This window comes from Faecalibacterium sp. DFI.5.82, assembly GCF_029076575.1.
In the GTDB taxonomy this organism is placed as follows: Bacteria; Bacillota; Clostridia; order Oscillospirales; family Ruminococcaceae; genus Faecalibacterium; species Faecalibacterium duncaniae.
This window is the reverse complement of sequence record NZ_JARFIS010000002.1, coordinates 206,831-230,782: the sequence shown is the minus strand read 5'-3', so window position 1 is coordinate 230,782 and position 23,952 is coordinate 206,831. Positions and strand designations below refer to the sequence as shown.

The 23,952-nt window shown below is 58.8% G+C and carries 20 protein-coding genes and 1 other RNA gene; 14 read left to right on the top strand and 7 right to left on the bottom strand.

Translation table 11 applies throughout. The annotated features are described in order from the left end of the window. Positions 1 to 237 precede the first annotated feature (237 nt). The 3 genes from P0G09_RS04665 (at position 238) to gpmI (ending at position 4,043) form a co-directional block, all read left to right on the top strand. Positions 238 to 1,446 (top strand): phosphoglycerate kinase, encoded by a 1,209-nt coding sequence (locus P0G09_RS04665; protein WP_097773591.1) that lies wholly within the window; start codon positions 238 to 240, stop codon positions 1,444 to 1,446. A 202-nt stretch (positions 1,447 to 1,648) separates the two neighbouring features. Continuing rightward, on the top strand, positions 1,649 to 2,419 hold the full coding sequence (tpiA, locus tag P0G09_RS04660) for a triose-phosphate isomerase (protein WP_005931061.1): 771 nt from the start codon (positions 1,649 to 1,651) through the stop codon (positions 2,417 to 2,419). Positions 2,420 to 2,516: 97 nt separating this feature from the next. After that, on the top strand, positions 2,517 to 4,043 hold the full coding sequence (gene gpmI / locus P0G09_RS04655) for a 2,3-bisphosphoglycerate-independent phosphoglycerate mutase (RefSeq protein ID WP_275252064.1): 1,527 nt from the start codon (positions 2,517 to 2,519) through the stop codon (positions 4,041 to 4,043). 86 nt (positions 4,044 to 4,129) lie between these two features. Here gpmI and P0G09_RS04650 read toward each other — a convergent pair whose 3' ends face one another. Both P0G09_RS04650 and pyk read right to left on the bottom strand, forming a co-directional pair. Further along, a complete protein-coding gene (locus P0G09_RS04650) occupies positions 4,130 to 4,582 on the bottom strand; it encodes an S-ribosylhomocysteine lyase (RefSeq protein WP_097770351.1) in 453 nt (150 codons plus the stop codon). A gap of 17 nt (positions 4,583 to 4,599) precedes the next feature. Continuing rightward, positions 4,600 to 6,348, bottom strand: coding sequence for a pyruvate kinase (pyk, locus tag P0G09_RS04645; RefSeq protein WP_097773593.1), 1,749 nt, complete (start codon positions 6,346 to 6,348; stop codon positions 4,600 to 4,602). 335 nt (positions 6,349 to 6,683) lie between these two features. Between pyk and P0G09_RS04640 the strand changes: the two genes are divergently transcribed. Next, the gene (locus P0G09_RS04640; protein ID WP_275252063.1) at positions 6,684 to 7,859 is read left to right on the top strand and encodes a phosphopentomutase; all 1,176 of its coding nucleotides are present in this window, start codon (positions 6,684 to 6,686) and stop codon (positions 7,857 to 7,859) included. Positions 7,860 to 8,028: 169 nt separating this feature from the next. Then, the gene (locus tag P0G09_RS04635; RefSeq protein ID WP_275252062.1) at positions 8,029 to 8,538 is read left to right on the top strand and encodes a hypothetical protein; all 510 of its coding nucleotides are present in this window, start codon (positions 8,029 to 8,031) and stop codon (positions 8,536 to 8,538) included. An 80-nt stretch (positions 8,539 to 8,618) separates the two neighbouring features. Here the strand turns inward: P0G09_RS04635 and P0G09_RS04630 are convergent, their stop codons facing one another. The 4 genes from P0G09_RS04630 to rnpB form a co-directional block, all read right to left on the bottom strand. After that, complete coding sequence (locus P0G09_RS04630) at positions 8,619 to 10,325, bottom strand: LCP family protein (RefSeq protein WP_275252061.1); 1,707 nt, start codon at positions 10,323 to 10,325, stop codon at positions 8,619 to 8,621. Between the two features lie 25 nt (positions 10,326 to 10,350). After that, on the bottom strand, positions 10,351 to 10,707 hold the full coding sequence (locus P0G09_RS04625) for a NusG domain II-containing protein (RefSeq protein WP_207696999.1): 357 nt from the start codon (positions 10,705 to 10,707) through the stop codon (positions 10,351 to 10,353). A gap of 3 nt (positions 10,708 to 10,710) precedes the next feature. After that, positions 10,711 to 12,645 carry an NAD(+) synthase gene (locus P0G09_RS04620; RefSeq protein WP_275252060.1) on the bottom strand — a complete coding sequence of 645 codons (1,935 nt, stop codon included), beginning with the start codon at positions 12,643 to 12,645 and terminating at the stop codon, positions 10,711 to 10,713. 183 nt (positions 12,646 to 12,828) lie between these two features. Continuing rightward, an RNA gene (gene rnpB / locus P0G09_RS04615) (RNase P RNA component class A) lies at positions 12,829 to 13,166 on the bottom strand. Positions 13,167 to 13,272: 106 nt separating this feature from the next. On the opposite strand from rnpB, the gene P0G09_RS04610 reads away from it, so the two are divergent. The 3 genes from P0G09_RS04610 to deoD all read left to right on the top strand — a co-directional run bounded on the left by P0G09_RS04610 (position 13,273) and on the right by deoD (position 17,151). After that, on the top strand, positions 13,273 to 14,190 hold the full coding sequence (locus P0G09_RS04610; protein ID WP_275252059.1) for an RluA family pseudouridine synthase: 918 nt from the start codon (positions 13,273 to 13,275) through the stop codon (positions 14,188 to 14,190). 130 nt (positions 14,191 to 14,320) lie between these two features. Further along, positions 14,321 to 16,207: a M23 family metallopeptidase gene (locus tag P0G09_RS04605; RefSeq protein ID WP_275252058.1), complete on the top strand. Its 1,887-nt coding sequence runs from the start codon at positions 14,321 to 14,323 to the stop codon at positions 16,205 to 16,207. Positions 16,208 to 16,431: 224 nt separating this feature from the next. Continuing rightward, entirely contained in the window at positions 16,432 to 17,151 is a 720-nt protein-coding gene (gene deoD, locus P0G09_RS04600; RefSeq protein WP_035393670.1) for a purine-nucleoside phosphorylase, read from the top strand. Positions 17,152 to 17,257: 106 nt separating this feature from the next. On the opposite strand, the gene P0G09_RS04595 is transcribed toward deoD, so the two are convergent. Next, on the bottom strand, positions 17,258 to 17,524 hold the full coding sequence (locus P0G09_RS04595) for a type II toxin-antitoxin system RelB/DinJ family antitoxin (RefSeq protein ID WP_098924751.1): 267 nt from the start codon (positions 17,522 to 17,524) through the stop codon (positions 17,258 to 17,260). 147 nt (positions 17,525 to 17,671) lie between these two features. On the opposite strand from P0G09_RS04595, the gene P0G09_RS04590 reads away from it, so the two are divergent. The 6 genes from P0G09_RS04590 to P0G09_RS04565 all read left to right on the top strand — a co-directional run bounded on the left by P0G09_RS04590 (position 17,672) and on the right by P0G09_RS04565 (position 23,821). Next, positions 17,672 to 18,115 (top strand): GNAT family N-acetyltransferase, encoded by a 444-nt coding sequence (locus P0G09_RS04590; protein WP_275252057.1) that lies wholly within the window; start codon positions 17,672 to 17,674, stop codon positions 18,113 to 18,115. Between the two features lie 13 nt (positions 18,116 to 18,128). Beyond that, a complete protein-coding gene (locus P0G09_RS04585) occupies positions 18,129 to 18,578 on the top strand; it encodes a cytidine deaminase (RefSeq protein WP_005931014.1) in 450 nt (149 codons plus the stop codon). A 202-nt stretch (positions 18,579 to 18,780) separates the two neighbouring features. Beyond that, positions 18,781 to 19,956 carry a BMP family ABC transporter substrate-binding protein gene (locus tag P0G09_RS04580; protein ID WP_275252056.1) on the top strand — a complete coding sequence of 392 codons (1,176 nt, stop codon included), beginning with the start codon at positions 18,781 to 18,783 and terminating at the stop codon, positions 19,954 to 19,956. Positions 19,957 to 20,217: 261 nt separating this feature from the next. Continuing rightward, the gene (locus P0G09_RS04575) at positions 20,218 to 21,726 is read left to right on the top strand and encodes an ABC transporter ATP-binding protein (protein ID WP_035393842.1); all 1,509 of its coding nucleotides are present in this window, start codon (positions 20,218 to 20,220) and stop codon (positions 21,724 to 21,726) included. A 6-nt stretch (positions 21,727 to 21,732) separates the two neighbouring features. After that, positions 21,733 to 22,902 carry an ABC transporter permease gene (locus P0G09_RS04570; protein ID WP_154276651.1) on the top strand — a complete coding sequence of 390 codons (1,170 nt, stop codon included), beginning with the start codon at positions 21,733 to 21,735 and terminating at the stop codon, positions 22,900 to 22,902. Position 22,903: 1 nt separating this feature from the next. Beyond that, a complete protein-coding gene (locus tag P0G09_RS04565) occupies positions 22,904 to 23,821 on the top strand; it encodes an ABC transporter permease (protein WP_005930997.1) in 918 nt (305 codons plus the stop codon). The last annotated feature ends 131 nt before the right edge of the window (positions 23,822 to 23,952 follow it).

Below are 23,952 nucleotides of genomic sequence, written 5' to 3'. Positions count from 1 at the left end.
TCCCTGCGGCGGGTCTTTTTCAGAAAAAACGGCGTTTTTTGGTGCGTTCCGGCAAAATCACCACATTTCTTTGCTTCTGCAACAAATGTTTGTTAATAAATTATCCATCCCCCGTCCTTGCAATACACACGCTTTTTGTTTATAATAAGGATGTACGGGGAAGTTCGCAGTGCGCGGCCCCCGATGAAGAGCAAAATTCGATTCCGAACGAAAAGAATTTGAGAGGAGTTTGTTACCATGGGTTTAGGTAAGAAAACGATCGACGATCAGAATTACTGCGGCAAGAAGGTCCTTGTCCGCTGCGATTTCAATGTCCCGATGAAGGACGGCGTGATCACCAACGAGAACCGCATCAATGCGGCTCTGCCCACCATCCAGAAGCTGGTCAACGATGGTGCTAAGGTCATCCTGTGCAGCCACCTGGGCAAACCCAAGAACGGCCCCGAGGCAAAGTTCAGCCTGGCACCCGTTGCTGTGGCTCTGAGCGCAAAGCTGGGCAAGACCGTTGTGTTCGCTGATGACGACAACGTTGTGGGCGAGAACGCAAAGGCTGCTGTTGCCGCAATGAACAACGGCGATGTCGTTCTGCTGCAGAACACCCGTTTCCGCAAGGAAGAGACCAAGAACATGCCTGAGTTCAGCCAGGAGCTGGCTTCTCTGGCAGATGCATACGTTGACGATGCATTCGGCAGCTGCCACCGTGCACACTGCTCCACCGCAGGTGTCACCGACTACATCAAGGATACCGCTGTCGGTTACCTGATGGAGAAGGAGATCAAGTACCTGGGCAACGCAGTCAACGATCCCGTTCGTCCCTTCACCGCCATCCTGGGCGGCGCTAAGGTCGCCGATAAGCTGAACGTCATCTCCAATCTGCTGGAGAAGGTCGATACCCTGATCATTGGCGGCGGCATGGCTTACACCTTCGTCAAGGCTCAGGGCTACGAAGTCGGCAAGAGCCTGTGCGACGATACCAAGCTGGATTACTGCAAGGAAATGATGGCCAAGGCCAAGGAGAAGGGCGTGAAGCTGCTGCTGCCTGTGGACGCAGCCTGCATCAAGGACTTCCCCGATCCCATCGATGCTCCCGTGGATGTCACTGTGGTGCCCGTCACCGCCATCCCTGCTGACATGGAGGGCTGCGACATCGGCCCCGAGACCATGAAGCTGTTTGCCGATGCTGTCAAGGCATCCAAGACCGTGGTGTGGAACGGCCCCATGGGCGTGTTCGAGAACCCCACCCTGGCAGCTGGTACTCTGGCTGTTGCCAAGGCTATGGCTGAGAGCGATGCTACCACCGTGATCGGCGGCGGCGACAGCGCAGCAGCTGTGCAGCAGATGGGCCTGGGCGACAAGATGACCCACATCTCTACCGGCGGCGGCGCTTCTCTGGAGTATCTGGAGGGCAAGGAGCTGCCTGGTATCGCTGTGATCCAGAACGCATAAGCATCTGAACCAGCATCACTGAGGTGCGGCGGCATATACGCCGCCGCACTTTTTATTTTGGGTAATAAGATCTCTCAGCCTTGCCGACGTTCGCCAGCTCTCCATCCGGGAGGCAGGAGATGTCGTTTATCCTGCCTCTCCTGCCGGGAGAGGTGGCACCGAAGGCGGCGGGGAGATATTTTGTGATAAGGAGATCGTTAGAATGGATAAGGCAAAGCGTAAGGCAATCATTGCAGGCAACTGGAAGATGAACAAGACCGCCACTGAGGCAGCCAAGCTGGTGGACGAGCTGATCCCCGCCGTCAAGGATGCTTCCTGTGAGGTCGTTATCTGCACCCCCTACACCGATCTGGTCACCGCTGTGGAAAAGACCAAGGGCACCAACATCCATGTGGGTGCTGAGAATGTCCACTTTGAGAAGTCCGGTGCGTTCACCGGCGAGATAAGCGCCGATATGCTGGTGGATCTGGGCGTGGAGTACGTCATCGTCGGCCACTCCGAGCGTCGCCAGTACTTTGCAGAGACCGACCAGACCGTGAACAAGCGCGCTCTGGCTGCCCTGAATGCAGGCCTGAAGGTCATCATCTGCGTGGGCGAGAGCCTGCAGCAGCGCGAGGAGGGCGTGACCGAGGAGCTGGTGCGAATGCAGACCAAGATCGCCCTGCGCGACGTGACCGCCGAGCAGATGGCAAACGTGGTCATTGCCTACGAGCCCATCTGGGCCATCGGCACCGGCAAGACCGCGACCGCTGACCAGGCCGAGGAGGTCTGCGCTCAGATCCGCAAGGTCATCGGCGAAGTGTACGGCGAGGCTGTGGCCGAGGCTGTCACGGTCCAGTACGGCGGCAGCATGAACGCCAAGAACTGCGAGGAGCTGCTGAGCAAGAAGGATGTGGACGGCGGCCTGATCGGCGGCGCATCTCTGAAGGCTCCTGATTTTGCTGTTATCGTCAATGCCGCTTCCAACGGCTGAGAAGGCCCTCTGACCTGTTTTCCCAGCGCCCGGCTGCGCCGTTTTTCCAGCGCTGTGCCGGGCGCTATTTGTTCTAAATCAAAGGAGATTCAACGTTATGTCCAAGAAACCTGTACTTCTGTGCATCATGGATGGTTTTGGCTGGGTGCCCAACGAGACCTACGGCAATGCCGTGGTCGCCGCAAAGACCCCCCATCTGGATGCCCTGATGGCAAAATATCCCATGACCACCATCGATGCCTCCGGCATGGCTGTCGGCCTGCCCGAAGGCCAGATGGGCAACTCTGAGGTGGGCCACACCAACATGGGCGCTGGCCGCATCGTTTACCAGCAGCTGACCCTCATCACCAAGTCCATCCGGGACGGTGAGATGCTCAAGAACCCCGTGCTGGTCAAGAACATGAAGGCTGCCATTGAGGCAGGCAAGGCCATCCACCTGATGGGCCTGGTGGGCACCGGCGGTGTCCACAGCCACGCTGACCACTGGTTCGGCGTGCTGGAAATGGCAAAGCACATGGGCGCAAAGGAAGTCTACCTGCACTGCATCACCGATGGTCGTGATACCGACCCCCACGCCGGCAAGGGCTTCCTGGCTGACCTGCAGGCCAAGCTGGATGAGCTGGGCGTTGGCAAGATCGCCAGCGTTTCCGGCCGTTACTACGCCATGGACCGCGACAACAACTGGGACCGCGAGGAGAAGGCTTACGCCGCATTCGTTTACGGTGAGGGCAACCACGCTGCCAACGCTGCCGAGGCCATTGAGGCATCCTATGCTGCCGATAAGACCGACGAGTTCGTTCTGCCCTGCGTCACCTGTGAGGGCGGCCGCGTGCAGGATGGCGATACCGTCATCTTTATGAACTTCCGTCCCGACCGTGCCCGCCAGATGACCCGCATCTTCTGCGATGACGACTTCAAGGGCTTTGAGCGCCGCGGCGGCCGCAAGCAGGTCAACTATGTCTGCATGGCCGAGTACGATGCCACCATGCCCAACTGCGAGGTCGCCTATCCTCCCGTGGAGCTGAAGAATGTTCTGGGCCAGTACCTGTCCGAGAACGGCAAGACCCAGCTGCGCATTGCCGAGACCGAGAAGTATGCACACGTCACCTTCTTCTTCAACGGCGGTGTGGAGGCTCCCTACGAGGGTGAGGACCGCTGCGTCATCCCCAGCCCGAAGGTTGCCACCTACGACCTGCAGCCTGAGATGAGCGCCCCTGAGGTGGCTGCTGAGTGCGTCAAGCGCATCGAGAGCGGCAAGTATGATGTGGTCATCCTGAACTTTGCCAACTGCGACATGGTCGGCCACACCGGCGTGTTCGATGCCGCTGTCAAGGCCGTTGAGGCTGTGGATACCGCTGTGGATCAGGTGGTCACCGCTGTGCTGAATGCAGGCGGCTGCGCCTTTATCACGGCTGACCACGGCAACGCCGAGAAGATGATGAACCCGGACGGCACTCCCTTCACCGCCCACACCACCAATGTGGTGCCCTTTGTGGCCGTTGGCTGCGGCGATGTGAAGCTGCGCGAGGGCGGCTGCCTGGCAGATATCGCCCCCACCATGCTGCCCTATATCGGCCTGCCTGTCCCCGCTGAGATGACCGGCAAGAGCATCATCGTGGAGTAAGCACTCTGCAAAAGAGCTTTCCTGAAACGTAAAAAGACCTCCCCGTGCAGGTGCTGCCTGCATGGGGAGGTCTTTTGCTGTATCGCTTAGTAGTGCAGCTGGTCAGCGGTCAGTGCTTCCAGCACCGGCAGCATGGCGGCTGCCTCGGCCTTGGCGGCGGGCAGATCCATATCGCGGTAGTTGCCGCATTCCACCTCGCTGGCACCGGGGATATCCCCCTCAAAGGCGGCCATGAAGCGGAAGGAATCCACGGTCAACTCCAGTGCCTGCGCCGGGGTCAGCCCGCGGGTGAGCAGGTAGAAGCCGGTGCGGCAGCCCATGGGGCCAACGTAGATCACGCCGTCCTTCACCGCGCTGTTGCGGGCGTAGGTGGCAAACAGGTGCTCCAGCGTGTGGGCGGCACCGGTGGTCAGGTAATCGCCCTGATTGGGCTTCTTCATCCGGATGTCCCAGGTCAGCACATCACCATCCTGGCGGCTCAGGTACATGCCCCGGTCCAGTTTGGTGTGGTCGACACAGAAGCTTGCAATGCGTTCCATGATGTTCTCCTTCAGGATCAGGCCTGCAGGCGCTGGACACTGCCGTGGGCACAATCCACAGCGATATCCAGGCCGTCGCGGATGTGGCTGCAGGCACCTGCAGCACCCACGATGGTGGGTTTGAGCAGGGAGTTGCCCACGATGGCAGCGTGGCTGTTCAGGCCGGGCTCCTCGACCACCAGAGCGGCGGCATCGCGGACATAGCCCAGCATCTCGTTGGTGGTGGAGGGAACGACCAGCACCATGCCGGGGCGGAACTTTGCCTTGACCTCCTCCAGAGTGCGGCAGACGCAGGCCTTGCCGCTGGCGGAGACCAGATCGGTCTTGCCGCGGCCCACGCCCACACCGGTGGCCAGGCAGTTGCCCACCATGTGGATCTTGATCATGTTGGTGGTGCCGGAAACGCCCACGGGCACGCCTGCGGTCACAACAGCCAGCTCGCCGTTGTGCAGGTAGCCGTTCTTCTCGGCCAGAGCGGTGGACATCTCGATCAGCTCATCGGTGCTGTGGGCGGGGCCCATCAGCAGGGAAGTGATGCCCCAGCTCAGGGAGAGCTGACGCTGCACCTGCTCGTCCATAACGCAGGCAATGATGGGCTGCTTGGGGCGGTACTTGCTCAGCAGGCGGGCAGTGTTGCCGGATTCGGACACGGTGACGATGGCGGCAGCGTTCACGTCCTTGGCGGTCAGGCAGGCCGCATGAGCGGTTGCATCGCTGACGCTGATCTGGATCTCGGCGTGGCGCTGGGCGCGGTAGTGCTCCTCGTTCTCGGTGCGCTCTGCAATGGCGGACATGGTCTTGAGGGCCTCCACGGGGTAGTCACCGGCAGCGGTCTCACCAGACAGCATGATGGCGGAGGTGCCATCGTAGATGGCATTTGCCACGTCGGAGATCTCGGCACGGGTGGGGCGGGGGTTGACCATCATGCTGTCCAGCATCTGGGTGGCAGTGACGATGGGCTTGCCGAAGGAGAAGGAGCGGTCGATGATGTCCTTCTGGATGCCGGGCAGCTCGGTGAAGTCGATCTCAACGCCCAGGTCACCACGGGCCACCATGACGGCATCGGCTGCGGAGAGGATGCTGTCGATGTTGTTCACGCCCTCGCGGTTCTCGATTTTGGCAATGATACGGATGTTGGAATCGTACTCATTGAGCAGGTTGCGGATGTCGTACACATCCTGCGCGGTGCGCACAAAGGAAGCAGCGATGAAGTCAAAGCCGTTCTGCACGCCAAAGATGATGTCCTCGCGGTCCTTCTGGCTCAGGTAGGGCATGGACAGATGCACGCCGGGCACATTGACACCCTTTTTGGTCTTGATCTTGCCGCTGTTCAGCACGGTGCAGATGATGTCCGTGTCGGTGACCTGCTCAATGTGCAGCATGATCAGGCCGTCGTCCAGCATGATGGTGCCGCCGGGCTGCACGTCCTGGGGCAGATCCTTGTAAGTGACGGAGCAGATCTCCTTGGTGCCCTCCACCTCGCGGGTGGTCAGGGTAAAGGTCTGGCCGGCTTCCAGCATCTCCACACCGTTCTTGAACTCCTTCAGACGGATCTCGGGGCCCTTGGTGTCCAGCAGGGCGGCAACGGGCTTGCCCAGCTCCTCACGCAGAGCTTTCAGCTTTGCCAGACGGCCGCCGTGCTCCTCGTAGGAACCGTGGGAGAAGTTGAAACGGGCCACGTTCATGCCGTTTGCGATCAGGTCGCGCAGGACATCGCCCTTATCGGTAGAAGGGCCCAGGGTGCAGATGATCTTCGTTTTTCTCATAAAATACCTCCAACGTTCACGCTATAATGCTCTCTATCTTGACGCAGCAGCCCAAGCTGGCTGCTCTCTGGCGGGCAGTGATTGCTTTGCGCCCGCGGCGGCAGTATACGCCAATATGGCTGTTTCAACAAACCATACCACTATACATTATAAGCTCTTGGATACAATAGCGCAAGAAAAATCTTTGCAAAGAAACTGCTAAGATTTCATCAGGTTTGAACAAAAAACTTTCCACCACAAAGCGCTTGCATAACCGGCGGGATTTGCTTATAATGAAGGTAAGCAAAAGTGCGACTGTTCCGGGGCAGCCCCGGAGGAAAATGGAGTGAAAACATATGGAAAAGCGTGTATTTTTGATCGTACTAGACAGCTTTGGCATCGGTGCGGAGCCGGATGCAGCCGCCTTTGGCGACGAGGGCACCAACACGCTGGGGGCCATTGCAGGGCATCCCAATTTCAACTGCCCCAACCTGAAAAAGCTGGGCCTGTTCAACATTGACGGTGTGACCGCGGGCGAAAAGACCGACGCGCCCGCCGGTGCCTTTGCCCGCCTGCAGGAGCAGAGCATGGGCAAGGATACCACCATCGGCCACTGGGAAATCGCCGGTGTGGTCAGCCCGAACCCGCTGCCCACCTTCCCCAACGGCTTCCCGGAGGAGCTCATTCAGGAGTTTGAGGCCAAAACCGGCCACAAAGTCCTCTGCAACCTGCCTTATTCCGGCACCGAGGTGCTGAAGGACTACGGCGAGCAGGCCATGAAGGAAAATGCCCTCATCGTCTACACCAGCGCCGACAGCGTGTTCCAGGTGGCCGCCCACGAGGAGCTGGTGCCCGTGCACGAGCTTTACCGCTACTGCGAGATCGCCCGCGAGATGCTGAAGGGCGCGTACGGCGTGGGCCGTGTCATTGCCCGGCCCTTCCTGGGCAGCAGCGCCGAGAGCTTCTACCGCACCACCAACCGCCACGACCTGAGCCTGAAGCCGCCCCGTGCCACCATGCTCGACCTGCTGAAGGAGGCCGGCAGGGATGTCATCGCCGTGGGCAAGATCTTTGATATCTTTGACGGGCAGGGCGTGACCGAAAAGATCAAGACCACCGGCAACACCAATGGCATCGCCTTCACCAAGGCATTGCAGACCCGGGATTTCGAGGGTCTGGCCTTTGTGAATCTGGTGGATTTTGATATGCTCTACGGCCACCGCCGCGACGTGCCCGGCTATGCCGCCGCCACCGAATTTGACCGCTTCCTGGCCGACTTCATCCCCGGGATGCGGGAGGGCGACCTGCTGATGATCACCGCCGACCACGGCTGCGACCCCTCCTACACCAAGACCACCGACCATACCCGCGAGTATGTGCCGTATCTGGTCTGCGGCAAGGGCGTGAAGCCCGGTGTGGACCTGGGCACCCGGCTCTGCTTTGGCACCATTGCACAGACCGTGTGTGAATATCTGGGTGTGGATGCTTCCAGCCTGGACGGCCACAGCGTGCTGCAGGAGATCCTGAAGTAATATCGGCCCTCTCAGTCATGCGATAGCGCGACTGAGAGGGCTATTTTTTGTGTAAAGTCTTGAACAATATAGTCAGTTGTGGTAGACTAGCACATGCACGCCCGGTGCGTACAAAGTTTACGCCGGGCGCAGGAATTGATATGGTTTCAGAATAGAAGGAGACTATCACATGAGAATCAATCGTACTCTGGGTCTGGCACTGACCGCTGCTGTGCTGGCTGTTGCCATGACTGGCTGCTCCAATAGTGCATCTTCCACCGCATCCTCCGCTGCTTCCAGCGAGGCTGCTTCCTCTGTGGCCGCTTCCTCTGTGGCCGCTTCCTCTGTGGCCGCTTCCAGCGAAGCTGCCGAGAGCGAGGCCGCTGCCGCCAGCGTTGTCAGCACCGAGGATCTGGATGTGAACGGCACCACCTACTCCGCTGACTGCTACGGCGAGTTCACCCTGTCCAACGGCGACACCATGAAGCTGTGGAAGGTGAACGGCGCTTACGCAGACCTGAGCGCTCTGCCCATGAAGGGCATGGCCGAGGAGTTCCCCATCGAGGCCGAGGCCGAGCAGATCTATGTTGCTGACGTGACCAGCAACGGCGAGACCACCCGCCAGTATCTGCGCACCGACAAGGCTGGCCGCAACGGCACTGTTTCTGTCAAGACCTTTGAGCTGGGCGACGCTGAGTAATCGCGCTTCCCTGTAAGATCAGAAGACAACAAGCCCCGGACCTTTTGCAAGGCCCGGGGCTTGTGCTGTTTTATCCTGTTTTATTCTCCGCTGCTGCTGGAACCGAACAGGGCATCCAGCACGGTGGAAGCGGCCTGATGCAGGGAGTTGGCAGCAGATTCCACCTGCTCCTGCGTGGGCAGAGAGATAGAAGGTGTTTCTGCTCCGCCGGTGGATTCACTGCTGGATTCACTCTCAGCAGGTGCTTCGGTGGAAGCCTCGCTCTCGGCAGGCGCTTCGGGGGTGGGTTCTGCGGGCTGCTCATCGGCAGGCTGTTCCGCAGGCACGCTCTCGGCAGGTTCCTCCACAATGATGCTGTCGGGCGATTCCTCCACAGAGGTGCCCGCGTTGGGGTCAGCCGTGGGGGTGAATACCTCGGTCTTTTCGGGGGTCTGCTGGGTATCGCTCACGGTGCCCTCGCCGCCCAGAACGGATGCAATCAGCTCCTTGGCCTGGTTGACCGAGTTCTCATCCGGCTTCATCACATAGAGGCTCTGACCCTTTGCGGAGTAGCACTGGGAGCTCTTGCCGCTGGTGCCGGTCACGGCATAGCTCTGGATGTCCCAGTCAGACAGGCTTGCCAGCTGCATCCGCACCAGTGCGGAGATCTGCTCCTGAGAAAGGCTGGTCACAAAGCAGTCGGACACAGCATCCATCAGCTTGGAAAAGCTCATCAGCACGGTGGGGGATTTGATCTTGTTCATCATGGCATCGATGACTTTCATCTGGTTGATGCCGCGCTGGATATCGCCGGAGGCAAAGGCGTGACGCTCCCTGGCAAAGGCCAGAGCGCTCTTGCCGTCCAGATGGTTCCAGCCCTCGGCAAAGGTGGTGGGATCATAATAGCCGGGGCTGCCCACCGAGGTGAACGCCTGATCGGAGTAGACATCCACGCCGCCCACGGCATCGATGATGCTGATGAAGCCCGCAAAGTTGATGCGGAGGTATTGGTCCACATTGACCCCGTACAGGTTGCCCAGGGTTGCCATGCTGGTCTCCACGCCGTACAGACCGGCATGGGTCAGCTTGTCCTTGCTGTTGGTACCCGCCAGATCAACGTAGTAATCGCGGGGAGTGTTGATGAGCGCCACCCGTTTGGTGGAGGGGTTGACCACGGCAAGGATGTTCACATCGCTGCGGGCCTTTTCAGTCAGTTCGCCGCGGTTGTCCACGCCGCTCAGGTAGACCACAAAGGGCTCCTTGGTGATCTTGTTGGCCTCGGTGCCGGTGACAAGGCCGGAGGTCACGTTGTTCAGTGCGCTCAGGCCCTGCTGCGCCCAGACACAGCCCAGCGCCAGAAAGGCACACAGGAACACCGAGAACACCCGGGATACCTTGCGGGGGGCGCTGTACTCCTGGCAGCGCTTGACCAGCAGCCAGAACAGCACCAGCAGCGCCGCAATGATGACCAGATACAGTGCGGGCAGCATCTGGGTGCGCCAGAGCTGGAAGAAGGCCGCAATGCTCAGGATGGCTTGTACGATCAGCAAAACAGTACCTCGTTTCGGGTTGGCCGCGCCGGTATTGGCATCCGGCCTGCGGCGGGGCGGCTTTGGCTCCGGGGCAGGCCCGCCGGTATGCTTCGGCGGCTTGGGCGGTGCAGGCGGCGGGGTGGGAGCGGCAGTTTCCGGCGCAAAAAAGGCCGCACTGTCCACCTCCACAGTTTTTTCTTCCGGTGGGCGGTGGCCCCGGTGGATGTGCCGGGTGCTGTCATCGTCCGTGTGGGAACGGGAAGTTTCATCAAACATAGGAGTTCTCCTTTTTGACATGTCCTCAGGCAAGGGGCACGATGGTCAGAACGGCCCGTGCCGGCAGGCAGGTGGCCGTCTGATCCTCCTGCGAGATCCAGCCAAAGCTTTCGCAGATGTGGTCAGGGCAGGGGGAATCAATGAACCGTGCCGCGCCGTCTTTGACCTCGATGTGCACCGTCAGATAGCCGGTGTCGATGTCATAGACGGCATCCCTGTCCAGAGAGATCTTCTGCACCGTGTTCGCATCGCCGTAGATCAGCTCCGCGCCCAGGGTGCTGCCGCTCTGCCCGGCACTGCGGAGGTAAAAAAGCACCCCCGCGATCACCAGAACAACAGCGGCGAACAGTAAATTGACCCAGAGATTTTTTTTCTGCTTCATGGCTCAGGCATCCTTCTGGGGGAACAGCTGTTCCAGCTCGGCCAGCCACAGGGCGGCGCATGCATCGCTGGGCATCCGCCAGTCCCCGCGCGGCGAGAGGGTCACGCTGCCGATCTTGGGGCCGTCGGGCAGGCAGCTGCGCTTGAACTGTTGGGCAAAGAACCGCCAGTAGAAGTTGCGCAGCCACTTGTAAAGCACCGCGTCCGGGTATTCCTCCCGGCCTGCAAAGGCTGCCCTGGCCAGCCGGAAGATCTTTGCCGGGCCAAAGCCGAAGCGGAGTACATAATAAAGGTAGAAGTCGTGCAGTTCATAGGGGCCCACCAGATCCTCGGTGCGCTGTGCGATCTCGCCGTTGTCCTTGGCGGGCAGCAGCTCGGGGGACACCGGGGTGTCGAGGATGTCCAGCAGCACCTCTTTCAGGGCCGGGGTGGCGGCAATGTCGGCTTCGTACCGGACAAGGTGGCGCACCAGCGTTTTGGGTACGCCTGCGTTCACGCCGTACATGCTCATGTGGTCGCCGTTGTAGGTGGCCCAGCCCAGGGCCAGCTCGGAAAGGTCGCCGGTGCCCACCACTAGGCCGCCGGTGCGGTTGGCAGTGTCCATCAGCTCCAGGGTGCGCACGCGGGCCTGACCGTTCTCGTAGGTCACATCCAGCACGCTCTCGTCCTGGCCGATGTCCCGGAAGTGGCTGTGCACCGTGGCGGCAATGTCGATCTCGGTAAAGCTGACATGCAGCTCGTCACAGAGGATCTCTGCATTGCTGCGGGTGCGCTTGGTGGTGCCAAAGCAGGGCATGGTCACGGCCAGCACATCGGTGGTGGGGCGGCCCAGCTGCTTCATGGCGCGGACAGCCACCAGCAGGGCAAGGCAGCTGTCCAGACCGCCCGAAATGCCGATGACGGCTGTTTTGGCGCGGGCGTGCTCAAGACGCTTGGCCAGGCCGTCGGCCTGCATCTTCAAAATCAGCTCACAGCGCTCGGCACGCAGCTGCTCGTTGTGGGGGATAAAGGGGGTGGGGTCTACCCAGCGGGTCAGCACGGTGTCGGTCAGGGCCAGGTCGAATTCCACGGTCTGGTAGCCCTCGGTGCTGGGCTCAAAGCTGGTGTTGCGTGCCCGCTCCGATTCCATCCGCTGACAGTCCAGCTCCGTCTCGGCAGGGCCGCCTGCAAAGGGCTTCACCTCGGCCAGCAGGGTGCCGTTCTCGGCGATCAGGTCGTGGCCTGCGAACACCATGTCCTGGGTGCTTTCGCCGTGGCCTGCCGAGGCGTACAGGTAGCCGCAGAGCAGGCGGGCAGACTGGTTTTCTACCAGTGCCCGGCGGTACTCGGCCTTGCCTACCGTTTCATCGCTGGCCGAAAGGTTGGCGATGACGGTAGCGCCTGCCAGTGCGTGGAAGGTGGAAGGCGGCAGCGCGCTCCACAGGTCCTCGCAGAGCTCCACGCCCAGCACAAAGCTGGGCATCTGGCGGCAGCGGAAGAGCAGGGAGGTGCCAAAGGGAACATCCTGCCCGCAGACATTCACCCACTCCACCTCGGTGGAACCGGGGGTGAACTGCCTCTTTTCATAGAACTCGCCGTAGTTGGGCAGATACGTTTTGGGAACCAGACCCAGCAGCTGCCCGCGGCAGAACACGGCAGCGCAGTTGTACAGCTTGCCCCGCACCATCAGGGGCAGGCCCACAAGGGCCACGGTGTCCAGCTCCCGGCTGGCATCCAGCAGCTCCTGCAGGCCGGTCAGGGCTCCCTGCTGCAGGGTGCGCTGCAAAAACAGGTCGCCGCAGGTATAGCCGGTCAGGCAGAACTCAGGAAACACGGCCAGCTTTACGCCGCGGGCGGCGGCGGCACGCAGCTCCGTGAGGATCTGCCGGGTGTTGTAGGCGCAGTCCGCCACCCGAAGCGCGGGCGAGAGGGCTGCTGCTTTCAAAAAACCATCTTTCATCGGAGGATTTCACATCCTGTCTCTCTTGTTTCCCCACGGCGAACAACTGTGCTCCCGTGGTGAGGATAGTATACCACACTCTGGCCAAAACGAAAAGAGGGCTGTTATCAACCCTCTCTGCCTCTGCGCCTGACGGCGGGGCAAAGAAGGGTTCTAACAACCCCCTGCAGATACACCAAATGGAAAACGAGATGGACCGTAAGCCGGGTTCTGTATTAAACGACGATCTGTCTAGGCCTGCCATTGCTGACAGGCTCGTGCCGCCTTCGGGACACGCGAGCAGCGCTGTACGTCCCATATAGGCGTTGCTTCCGGTAGGGTTTACAAAGCCGCATAGTCACCCATGCGCTGGTGAGCTCTTACCTCGCCCTTTCATCCTTACCGCATTGCTGCGGCGGTTTCCTTTCTGTTGCACTTTCCCTGAGGTCACCCTCGGCTGCCGTTAGCAGTTACCGTGCTCTGTGAGGCCCGGACTTTCCTCAGAGCGGTCAAAGCCGCCCCGCCGCCGTATGTTCCACTCGTTTTCTGTTCCCCATAATACCATAAAAAAACAAGATTTGCAAGTGACGATAAAATTTGGTATAATAAATTTAAATATGGCGTGAAATTTTTGGGGAGGGACAAAGGATGCAGCTGCTTTTCAATGTCCCACCCGAAGCCGATGGCGTGCTGCTGCGCGGCTTTCTGCGCCGGTGTGCCGTCTCCACGGAGCTGGCCCGGGCGGTCAAATTCCATGGCAGCGGCTTTTTTGCAGACGATGTGCCCATTCTGGCCAACCGCCGCGTGCAGGCGGGGCAGACCATCCGCTTTGCGCTGCCCGCCGACGGCCCCGGCGTGGAGCCGCAGCCTGAGATCCCGGTCAGGGTCGTTTACGAGGATGCTTTTGCCGTGGTGCTGGAAAAACCGCCCCATCTGGCGGTCCACCCCACACTGAACTACCCTCGGGACACCCTGGCCAACGGCTATGCCGCTTGGGCGGCTGCCCACGGCGAAAGCCCGGTATTCCGCCCGGTGAACCGGATCGATAAAGACACCAGCGGGCTGGTGCTGGCCGCAAAGAACGGCTATGCCGCGCCCCTGCTGGCCGAGGGCGTAGAGAAACTCTATTACGCCATCGTGGAGGGTGAACTGCCCCTTGGCCCCGGAGTCATCGATGCCCCCATTGGCCGAAGAGGGGACAGCATCATCGGGCGGTGTGTGACCCCCGAGGGCAAGCCCAGCCGCACCGAGTATACCATATTAAGGGCAGCGCAGGGCCTGAGCCTTGCCGCCTGTGTTCCCGTGACGGGCCGTACCCATCAGATCCGGGTGCACTTTGCATCCATCGGCCACCCGCTGGCCGGGGACGACCTTTACGGCGGGCACCGTGACCGCATTGCCCGGCAGGCGCTCCATTGTGCCCGGCAGAGTTTCCGGGTGCCGGCTTACACCGAGGTGCCCGGCGGCATCCGGCTGGAAACGCCGGTGGAGGAACACGCCCGCACCATTGCAGTGGAGAGCCCCCTGCCTGAGGATATGCGGGCATTGCTGGATGCTGAAATATGAAAATACGGTGAAACCTCTGTGAAAGCTCTGCCCAAATTTTGTGACAAGCCTTGTATCGGCCCGGGCAGAGTGTATAATTGATATGAATTTGTAACTTTCGACCCAAAACGTCAGGAAGGAGCAACCCCTTTTGATCGAAGAAAAAACAAAGGAGCCGCAGAGCCAGGCTCCTGCAGCGCCGGTGAAGGGCAGAGAAAAACTGCGAAGCTTCTGGGCAAAGGTCCAGATCTCCGGCCTGCTGCGGCGGCACCGTTTCCGCCGCAAAACGCAGCGGCACATGAATGATGTGGCCAAAAAGCTGCGGGCCAGTGCCGTGGTGCTGGCAGTTGGCGAGGCATTTTATGCACTGGGCTTTGCGGCAGAGTACATGGTGGTGCGCACAGGGCGCGGCATTGCTGCCGTGGCCCACAGACTGGCCCGCTGGTGCAGGAATGCCCTGCATACCATCATTGCAACAGCCTTTCCCGGTGCGGCGCAGATGTTCAAGGATCTGCTGGCACCGCTTTACCTGTTTTTCAAGGGTCTCGGCGCTGTGGCGGCCCACGCCAACGATGTGCGCCGGGAGCGGGGCTTTGGTGCTTCCGTAAAAGCGGCTGGGCGCTATTTTGTGGGCGGGCTCAAGCGCAACCTGAGCCTGCTGCCCCGGACAGCAATGTACATCCTGCCCCTGTGTATGCTGGCCGTGTTCGTCACGGTCTGGAACAGGACGATGGCCCAGCCCTATGCGCTGGCTGTGCAGGTGAACGGCCAGACTGTTGGCTATGTGGCCAATGAGGAAGTGTTCAACCTCGCAAAAGAGGATGTGATGCAGCGCATCAACTACGCCGGTTCGGACAAGACCGAGCTGACCATCGAGCCGACCTATACCATCTCCGTGACCCACAAGACCATGGATGAGAGCGAGACGGCAAACGCCATTCTGCAGAGCGCCAGTGACCAGATCAGTGAGGGCACCGCCCTGTATCTGGATGGGGAGCTGACGGCAGTCTGCTCCGATGGCGACACCCTGCGCAGCTATCTGGAAAGCCTGCTGGCCCCCTACGAGGATCAGACGGACGAGAATATCAGCGTGGGCTTTAACAAAAATGTGACGCTGGAAGATGGAATCTACTTCAACGACAGCTTTGAGGATGACAATTCCATTGAGAATATGCTGACCGGCGTGCAGCAGCAGGAGAAGATCTATACGGTCAAGGCGGGCGATACCCTGTGGGACATTGCCCAGAAGAACGACCTGACCTTCCGGGAGCTGTGTGCCCTGAATACGAATTTCAAGGGTGCTCCCCTGACCGAGAACTCCAATATCCAGGAGGGCGACCAGCTGATCGTGACCAAGCAGGAGGCTCTGCTGGAAGTCCGCATCACCAAGGTGGAGACGCGGGAGGAGGAGATCCCCTTCGGCACCGAGACCACCCAGTCCAACGAGTACACCAAGGGTACCACCAAGACCCTGCAGGAGGGCCAGAACGGCCTGCGCCGCGTCACCATGCAGAACGTCTACGATACCAATGGCGTGCTGCTGGAGCAGACCATCCTTTCCACCGAGACCATCCGTGAGCCGGTGAACAAAAAGGTGGTCGTTGGCACCAAGAAGGTCACGAAGAACGGTGCGGCGGCATACATCGGCGGCAGCGGTCAGTTCATCTGGCCTGTGCCGGGCTACCGCTACTGCTCGCGTTGGTATGGCAGCGGCCATAAGGGCGTGGATATCTGTGCCTCTGCCGGTACGCCCATCTATGCATCGGCGGGCGGCACCGTGACTAAGGCGGGTTATAACAAGGCCGGTGCCGGTACGGGCTATGGCTATTCTGTGATCATCAGTCACTCCGGCGGCTATACCACGGTCTATGCCCACTGCCTGTCTCTGGCGGTCAGTGCGGGCCAGACCGTGCGGCAGGGCCAGCTCATCGGCTATGTGGGCAGCACGGGCCGCTCTTCCGGCAACCACTGCCACTTCGAGATCCGCCGCAATGGCTCGTACATCGCACCGCAGAGCGTGTTCCCCGGAAAGCGATAAATCAGAACAGAACCTCTCCGGCAATGCGAAGCATAAACTTGGCTCCCCTATCAGGCAACAACGACGACCGCCGCCATTGGCGGATGAAGGGAGGCGTTGTTGGGGCAGCGGCCAGCAGGACACGAGTGCAATACTTTGCACGAAGTGGACGCTGGGAGCCGCAACTCGTATGCTGGCGTGAAGCGCCTGAGAGGTTTATTTTACAAACAAAAAGGAGAATGATTATGGCAACACCCCACATCAGCGCTGAAAAAGGCGATTTCGCAAAGACCGTCCTGATGCCCGGCGATCCGCTGCGGGCAAAGTTCATCGCGGATACCTTCCTCAAGGATGTCCGCCAGGTCACCGGTGTCCGTGGAATGCTGGGCTTTACCGGCACCTATGAGGGCCGCCCCATCAGTGTGATGGGCAGCGGCATGGGAATGCCCTCCATCGGCATCTACTCTTACGAGCTGTACAAGTTCTACGATGTGGACAACATCATCCGCATCGGCTCTGCCGGCAGCTACACCGACAAGGCCAAGCTGTTCGATGTGGTGCTGGCCGCCGGTGCCGTGAGCGAGAGCAATTATGCCCGGGTCCAGAGCGGCTTTGAGGGGGACCTCACCCTGCCCAGCCAGACCCTGAACGACAAGCTGCGCGCTTCCGCCGCAAAGCAGGGCATCCCCCTGATCGAGGGCAACATCCATTCCTCCGATGTGTTCTATCGCCAGCCCTCCGATGAAAAGCCCACCTACTGGGAAAAGCTGCGGGATGAGCGCGGCTGCCTGTGTGTGGAGATGGAGAGCTTTGCCCTCTTCGCCAACGCTCAGGTCCTGGGCAAGAACGCCGCCTGCCTGCTGACCATCTCCGACAGCTTTGTCTCCCCGGAGATCACCACCGCCGAGCAGCGTCAGACCAGCTTCACCAACATGATGAAGGTCGCACTGGGCGCGGAGTACTGATTTGCATTCACAAAAAGGGTTGTTGTCACACGACAACAACCCTTTTATGTTTTAAGTGTCACTATAATGACCGAAACAGGATGCGATAATGATATTGCCAACTCATTTAATCTACCTCGATCAAATCGTGCTCAGTGAGCTTGGCTTTTCCGGTATCGATGTCATGGACGATCTGGCGGAGATGATTGATGTTGCTTTCCGAGTAGAACGGGTCGGCGGAAACCTCAAAGGGAATGCGGTGCTCCCGGGAAACTTTTTTGGCGAAAATCGTGAATGCCGTTGTCATAGAAAGTCCCATCTCGGCGCAAACCTCTTCCATGTTGCGTTTCAGGTCTGGGTCCATCCGGAAGTTCACATTGACTGCATTTGCCATTCTAATACACCTCCTTCTTGATTCTATTATATGCGTCTGTAATGAAAAATGCAAGAACTTTCGTTACATAATAAATGAATAACGAGAAATCTCTTGAAGAATTTGAGAACACGCCGTATAATTGAAGTGCAAAAGAGGGGATGAAAGATGAATGACTTTCAACCAAATCAGGATATCCGCCTTGTACCTTATTACCCGGCCTATGAAATTGCCCTTCCGTGGTATCAGGACGCAGAACTGTGCCATCATGTAGATAATCAGAATCGCATTTATGACCTGTCTATCCTGAAAAATATGTACCAGTATCTGGATAGTCATGGTGATTTGTTCTACATTGGATATAAGGGCATTTTGTGCGGAGATGTATGCTTGCAGACAAGCGGAGAAATTTCGATTGTGGTCTGCAAAGAGTATCAGAATCGGCACATTGGGAGAACAGTGATTGGGAAGATTCTTGCACTGGCAAAAGAGAAGAAATATCCGCAATGCTATGCAGAAATTTATTCCTTCAACAAGCAGTCCCGCAAAATGTTTGAAAGTATAGGATTTGTTCAGAAAGACGCAGAAACGTTTGTTTATACTTTAGAATGAAAAGGAGGCCCCTATGACCAATCTGACTTTAGACGAAAAGAAAGCCCTGATCCGGATGGCACTGGAAGCCCGGGAGCAGGCCTATGTGCCTTACTCCGACTTTATGGTGGGCGCTGCCCTGCGGGCCGAAGATGGCCGCATCTTCACCGGCTGCAATGTGGAAAACGCCGCTTTCACCCCCACCAGCTGTGCCGAGCGCACGGCCCTGTTCAAGGCGGTGAGCGAGGGCGTGACCCGCTTCACCGACATTGCCGTGGTGGGTTCCCGCCGCGGCGAGGTGAACAAGCAGATCACCTCGCCCTGCGGGGTCTGCCGTCAGGCGCTGTTTGAGTTCGGCGGACCGGAGCTGAATGTCATCATGGCAAAGACCCCCGATGATTTCATCGAGCGCAGCATGGACGAGCTGCTGCCCTTCGGCTTTGGCCCCTCCAACGTGGCGGGCAACAAAGCCGTGGAAGAGTGAGGCGGGAAGCGGATATTTTGCCAAAATTGGCGAAATAGTACGACTTTTACGCGAATTTTACAAAAAATCTGTAAAGATTTTGTAATCGGAAATGCCTTGCTTTCCTCACATGACCCGGCTATACTTGGGTCAGTAAATGTGCAAGTGTGCGCATTCCCTTTGTAAAGCGCAATTTTTAATGTATAAAAAGGAGAGTTTTCTTATGATGATTTCTCGTCGTAACTTCCTGGCTGTGGCTGGCGCTGCAGCTGCTGCTGCCGCTCTGACCGCCTGCGGTGGTTCTTCCTCTTCCACCAGCACCGCTTCTTCCACTGCTTCTTCTGCAGCTTCTGAGGCTGGCTCTGAGGCTGCCAGCAAGATCACAAAGGTCGCTCTGACCTGCGATACCGGCACGATCGATGACGAGAGCTTCAACCAGGCTTGCTGGAGCGCTGTTTCCAGCTACATGGGCGATGACTGCCAGTACTACATCCCCGAGGCTGACGCTTCCGATGAGGATCGTGAGACCAAGATCCGTCAGGCTGTCAACGATGGCGCTGAGGTCATTGTCTGCGTCGGCTACCTGTATGGTGCTTCTCTGGCATGGGCTGCTGAGCAGTACCCCGATGTCAAGTTCGTCGCTGTCGATGTCACCCAGGGCGATATCGGCACCGATGAGATCCCCTCCAACTGCTACTGCATCACCTTCAAGGAGGAGCAGGCAGGCTATCTGGCAGGTTACGCCATTGCCAAGGACGGCAAGACCAAGCTGGGCTTCCTGGGCGGCATGGCTGTTCCCGCTGTCATCCGTTACGGCTACGGCTTTGTGCAGGGCGCTGATGCTGCTGCTCAGGAGCTGGGCCAGAACATCGACATCAACTACTTCTACGGTGGCCAGTTCTACGGCGATGCCAACATCACCTCCCGTATGGAGGGCTGGTACTCCAACGGCACTCAGGTCGTCTTTGCCTGCGGCGGCGGTATCTACACCTCCGCTGTTGAGGCTGCCCTGAAGAACAACGGCTATGTCATCGGCGTTGATGTTGACCAGAACTACATCGGCGCAAACGGCGTTGCTGATGGCACCTATGCTTACAACCCGTTCATCACCTCCGCTATGAAGGGCCTGTCTGAGGCTGTTTCTACTTCTCTGTCCGACATCGAGGCAGGCGAGTGGAGCACCATCGCAGCAACCAACGGCAACTTTGGTCTGGAGGACGGCGATTACATCGGCCTGCCCACCGATGAGGACAGCTGGAACTTCGAGACCTTCACGGTTGAGGAGTACGAGGAGCTGAAGCAGAAGATCGCTTCCGGCGAGATCGTTGTTGACAACAGCTCTGACGACGCTACCAAGCCTACCGTCAGCGAGTTCACCAACGTCACCTACATCCAGTAAAATTTGAACAGTCCGCAAGGGCTGCAGGGAACGACCCTCTCCGTCATTGCCGCCAGGCTTTGACAGAGAGGGTCGTTTTTGTCTCGCGAAAAATCGTGCAGCTTGCACAAAAGTAATACTTATAAGAGTACATCCCGCCAAAAAATCAAAAAGAAGTGTGCAAAACCGCAAAAATACGGTATAATGGTACACAGAATAGTATAGGTGTCGATTTGACACGAAAGGAGAGTGAGCAGATTGGCAGAGGATTTTGTGATCGAGATGCTCCACATTACCAAGGAGTTCCCTGGAATCAAGGCAAACGATGATATCACCCTGCAGCTGCGTAAGGGCGAGGTACATGCCCTGCTGGGCGAAAACGGCGCTGGCAAAAGTACGCTGATGAGCGTGCTGTTCGGCTTGTACCAGCCGGAAGCCGGTAAGATCCTCAAGAACGGCAAGGAGGTCGCTGTCCGCAACCCCAACGATGCAAACGCGCTGGGTATCGGCATGGTGCACCAGCACTTCAAGCTGGTGGAATGCTTCAGCGTGCTGGATAACATCATTCTGGGCGTGGAGCCCAATAAGCTGGGCTTTTTGCAGAAGGCTGAAGCCCGCAAGAAGGTCATGGCCCTGAGCGAGAAGTACGGCCTGCGTGTGGACCCCGATGCACTCATCAGTGATATCTCTGTTGGTATGCAGCAGCGTGTTGAGATCCTGAAGATGCTCTACCGCGACAACGAGATCCTGATCTTTGATGAGCCCACCGCTGTTCTGACCCCGCAGGAGATCGACGAGCTGATGGAGATCATGCGCGGGTTCAAGAAGGAGGGCAAGTCCATCCTCTTCATCACCCACAAGCTCAACGAGATCATGGCAGTGGCAGACCGCTGCACGGTTCTGCGCAAGGGCAAGTATATGGGCACTGTGGACATCAAGGACACCACCAAGGAAGAGCTTTCCCGCATGATGGTCGGCCGCGATGTTCAGCTGCAGGTGGACAAAAAGCCCGCCGCCCCCGGCGAGGTGGTGCTGGACGTGCAGAACGTTACCATGCACAACGCCCAGCACAAGAAGGATGCCGTCAAGAACGTCTCTTTCCAGGTGCGTGGCGGTGAGATCGTCTGTCTGGCAGGCATCGAGGGCAACGGCCAGACCGAGTTTGTCTACGGCCTGACTGGTCTGGAAAAGTTCAACAGCGGCAAGGTGCTGCTGGACGGCAAGGAGATCACCAACGAGAGCATCCGTCAGCGTTCCAAGGACGGCATGAGCCATATCCCTGAGGACCGCCACAAGCATGGTCTGGTGCTGGATTACAGCCTGGAAAACAACATGGTGCTCCAGCGCTACTGGCAGCCCGAGTTCCAGCACAACGGCTTTATCCGCAGTGAAAAGGTGCGGGAGTACTCCGATAAGCTGATCGCCCAGTATGACGTGCGCAGCGGCCAGGGCAGCGCCACCATCGTGCGCAGCATGTCCGGCGGCAACCAGCAGAAGGCGATCATTGCCCGTGAGATTGACAAAGACCCCAAGCTGCTGGTGGCAGTGCAGCCCACCCGCGGCCTGGATGTCGGTGCCATTGAGTATATCCACAAGCAGATCGTGGATGAGCGCGACAGAGGCAAGGCCGTGCTGCTGGTCAGTCTGGAGCTGGACGAGGTGATGAACCTCTCTGACCGGATCCTTGTGATGTACGAGGGTGAGATCGTGGGCGAGTTTGACCCCAAGACCACCACGGTCCAGGAGCTGGGCCTGTACATGGCCGGTGCCCGCAAGCAGGGAAAGGAGTAAGCAGAAATGAAAAACAAAAAACTTTCCCACAACGGGCTGCAGGGTTCTGTCACCAGCGTGATGGCTGCCCTGCTGTGTATCCTGATCGGTCTGTTTGTGGGCTTCCTTGTGCTGCTGGCCATCAACCCGGCCCACGCATGGGCAGACGGCTTTGTCCGCATCCTCAAGGGAGGCTTCCATGATGCCCCCTATGGTGTCGGCAAGGAGCTGGCCAACGCCGCGCCCCTGATCATGACCGGCCTTTCCGTGGGCTTTGCCTTCAAGACCGGCCTGTTCAACATCGGTGCCGCCGGTCAGTACACGCTGGGCGCTTACGGTGCCCTCTACTGTGCCATCATGCTCAAGCTGCCCTGGTTCGTCTGCCTGCTGGCTGCGGCCATTCTGGGCGGTCTGTGGGGTGCCATCCCCGGTTTCTTCAAGGCCTACTTCAACATCAACGAGGTCATTACCTCCATCATGTTCAACTGGATCGGCCTGTACCTCGTCAATGAGCTGGTCTACCAGAACGGCACCGGCCCCATGTACGATGTGCGCAACACCCGCACCCTGAACCTGGGCAAGAACGCGGATCTCGCCCAGTCCGTCATCCCGGACTTCGGCCTGAACAAGCTGTTCCAGACCAACAGCACCACCATTGCCATCTTCCTGGCCGCTGCGGTGGCCATCCTGATCTGGGTGGTGCTGAACAAGACCACCTTTGGCTATGAGCTGAAGGCGGTCGGCCTGAACAAGAGCGCTGCCCGCTACGCCGGTATCAACGAAAAGAAGAACATCATCCTCTCCATGGCCATTGCCGGTGCGCTGGCAGGCTTTGGCGCGGGCCTGTTCTACCTGTCCAACGTGGGCCAGTGGAACCCCCTGAACTCCACCAGCCTGCCCGCCATGGGCTTCAACGGCATTTCCGTTGCCCTGCTGGCAAGCTCCAACCCCATTGGCACCATCTTCTCGGCCCTGTTCATCTCCCACATCTCGGTGGGCGGCACCTTCCTTTCCACCAAGTATTACCCCACGGAGATCGCCGACCTGATCAGCGGCATCATCATCTACCTGTGTGCATTCTCCATGCTGTTCCGCGGCAAGATCCAGAAGCTGCTGTTCAAGAATGCGGACAAGACCAATGTGAACGCAGAGCCTGCCCCGGCGGAAAAGGCCAACGCGAAGAAGGAGGGCAAGTAAGATGCTGCTTTTGATCAAATATACCCTGCTGTATGGCATCGTCCTGATGCTGGTGGCACTGGGCGGTATGTTCAGTGAGCACTCCGGCATCATCAACATCGCGCTGGAAGGCATCATGGTCATCGGCGGTGTGGCGGGTGTTCTGACCCTGACCATGCTTCCGGCCGACATGTCGCCGTTCCTGGTGGTGCTGATCTCGGTTCTGGTGGCCGCTCTTGCCGGCATGGTGTACAGCCTGCTGCTGGCCTTTGCCTCCATCAACCTGAAAGCGGACCAGACCATCGGCGGTACGGCCCTGAACCTGCTGGCCACCGCCATAGCCGTGGTCATTGCCAAGTATTTCAGCGACAGCGGCAGCGCCAAGCTGAACTATTCCAACAAGCCGTTCCTGTTCAGCATCGGCGGCCTGGAGCTGAGCATCTTTGTGCCGCTGGGCATCGTGCTGCTCGTCATCAGCTATGTGGTGCTGTACAAGACCCGCTTCGGCCTGCGCCTGCGCGCCTGCGGCGAACATCCTCAGGCAGCCGATTCTGTGGGCATCAACGTCTACAAGATGCGCTACGCGGGTGTGCTGCTTTCCGGTGCGCTGGGCGCTATCGGCGGTCTGGCATATATCGTGCCCCCGGTGCAGACCTGGAACTTTGAGGTCGGCGTGGCTGGCGCGGGCTTCCTTGCACTGGCTGTTATGATCTTTGGTCAGTGGAAGCCCTTCAACATCTGTGCCGCCGCCATGTTCTTTGCCGTGTTCAAGAGTCTGGCAAACATTGCGGACTCCACCTTCCTGGCACAGCTCCACTGGTCCAGCAACATCTATAACATGATGCCGTTCATCGCATCCATGATCATTCTGGCCTTTACCTCCAAAAACAGCATGGCCCCCAAGGCTGAGGGTATCCCTTACGACAAGGGTTCCCGCTGAGCGAGGTTTGTTCCAAGGGCGCAGCTGCTTTTCCGGGCAGCTGCGCCCTTGGTGTTCAAAACCCGACAAAGGAGACGGAATGTGGATTGCCTTTGTCAAAAAGTCTGTTATAATGGAATTTACTGAAAGTC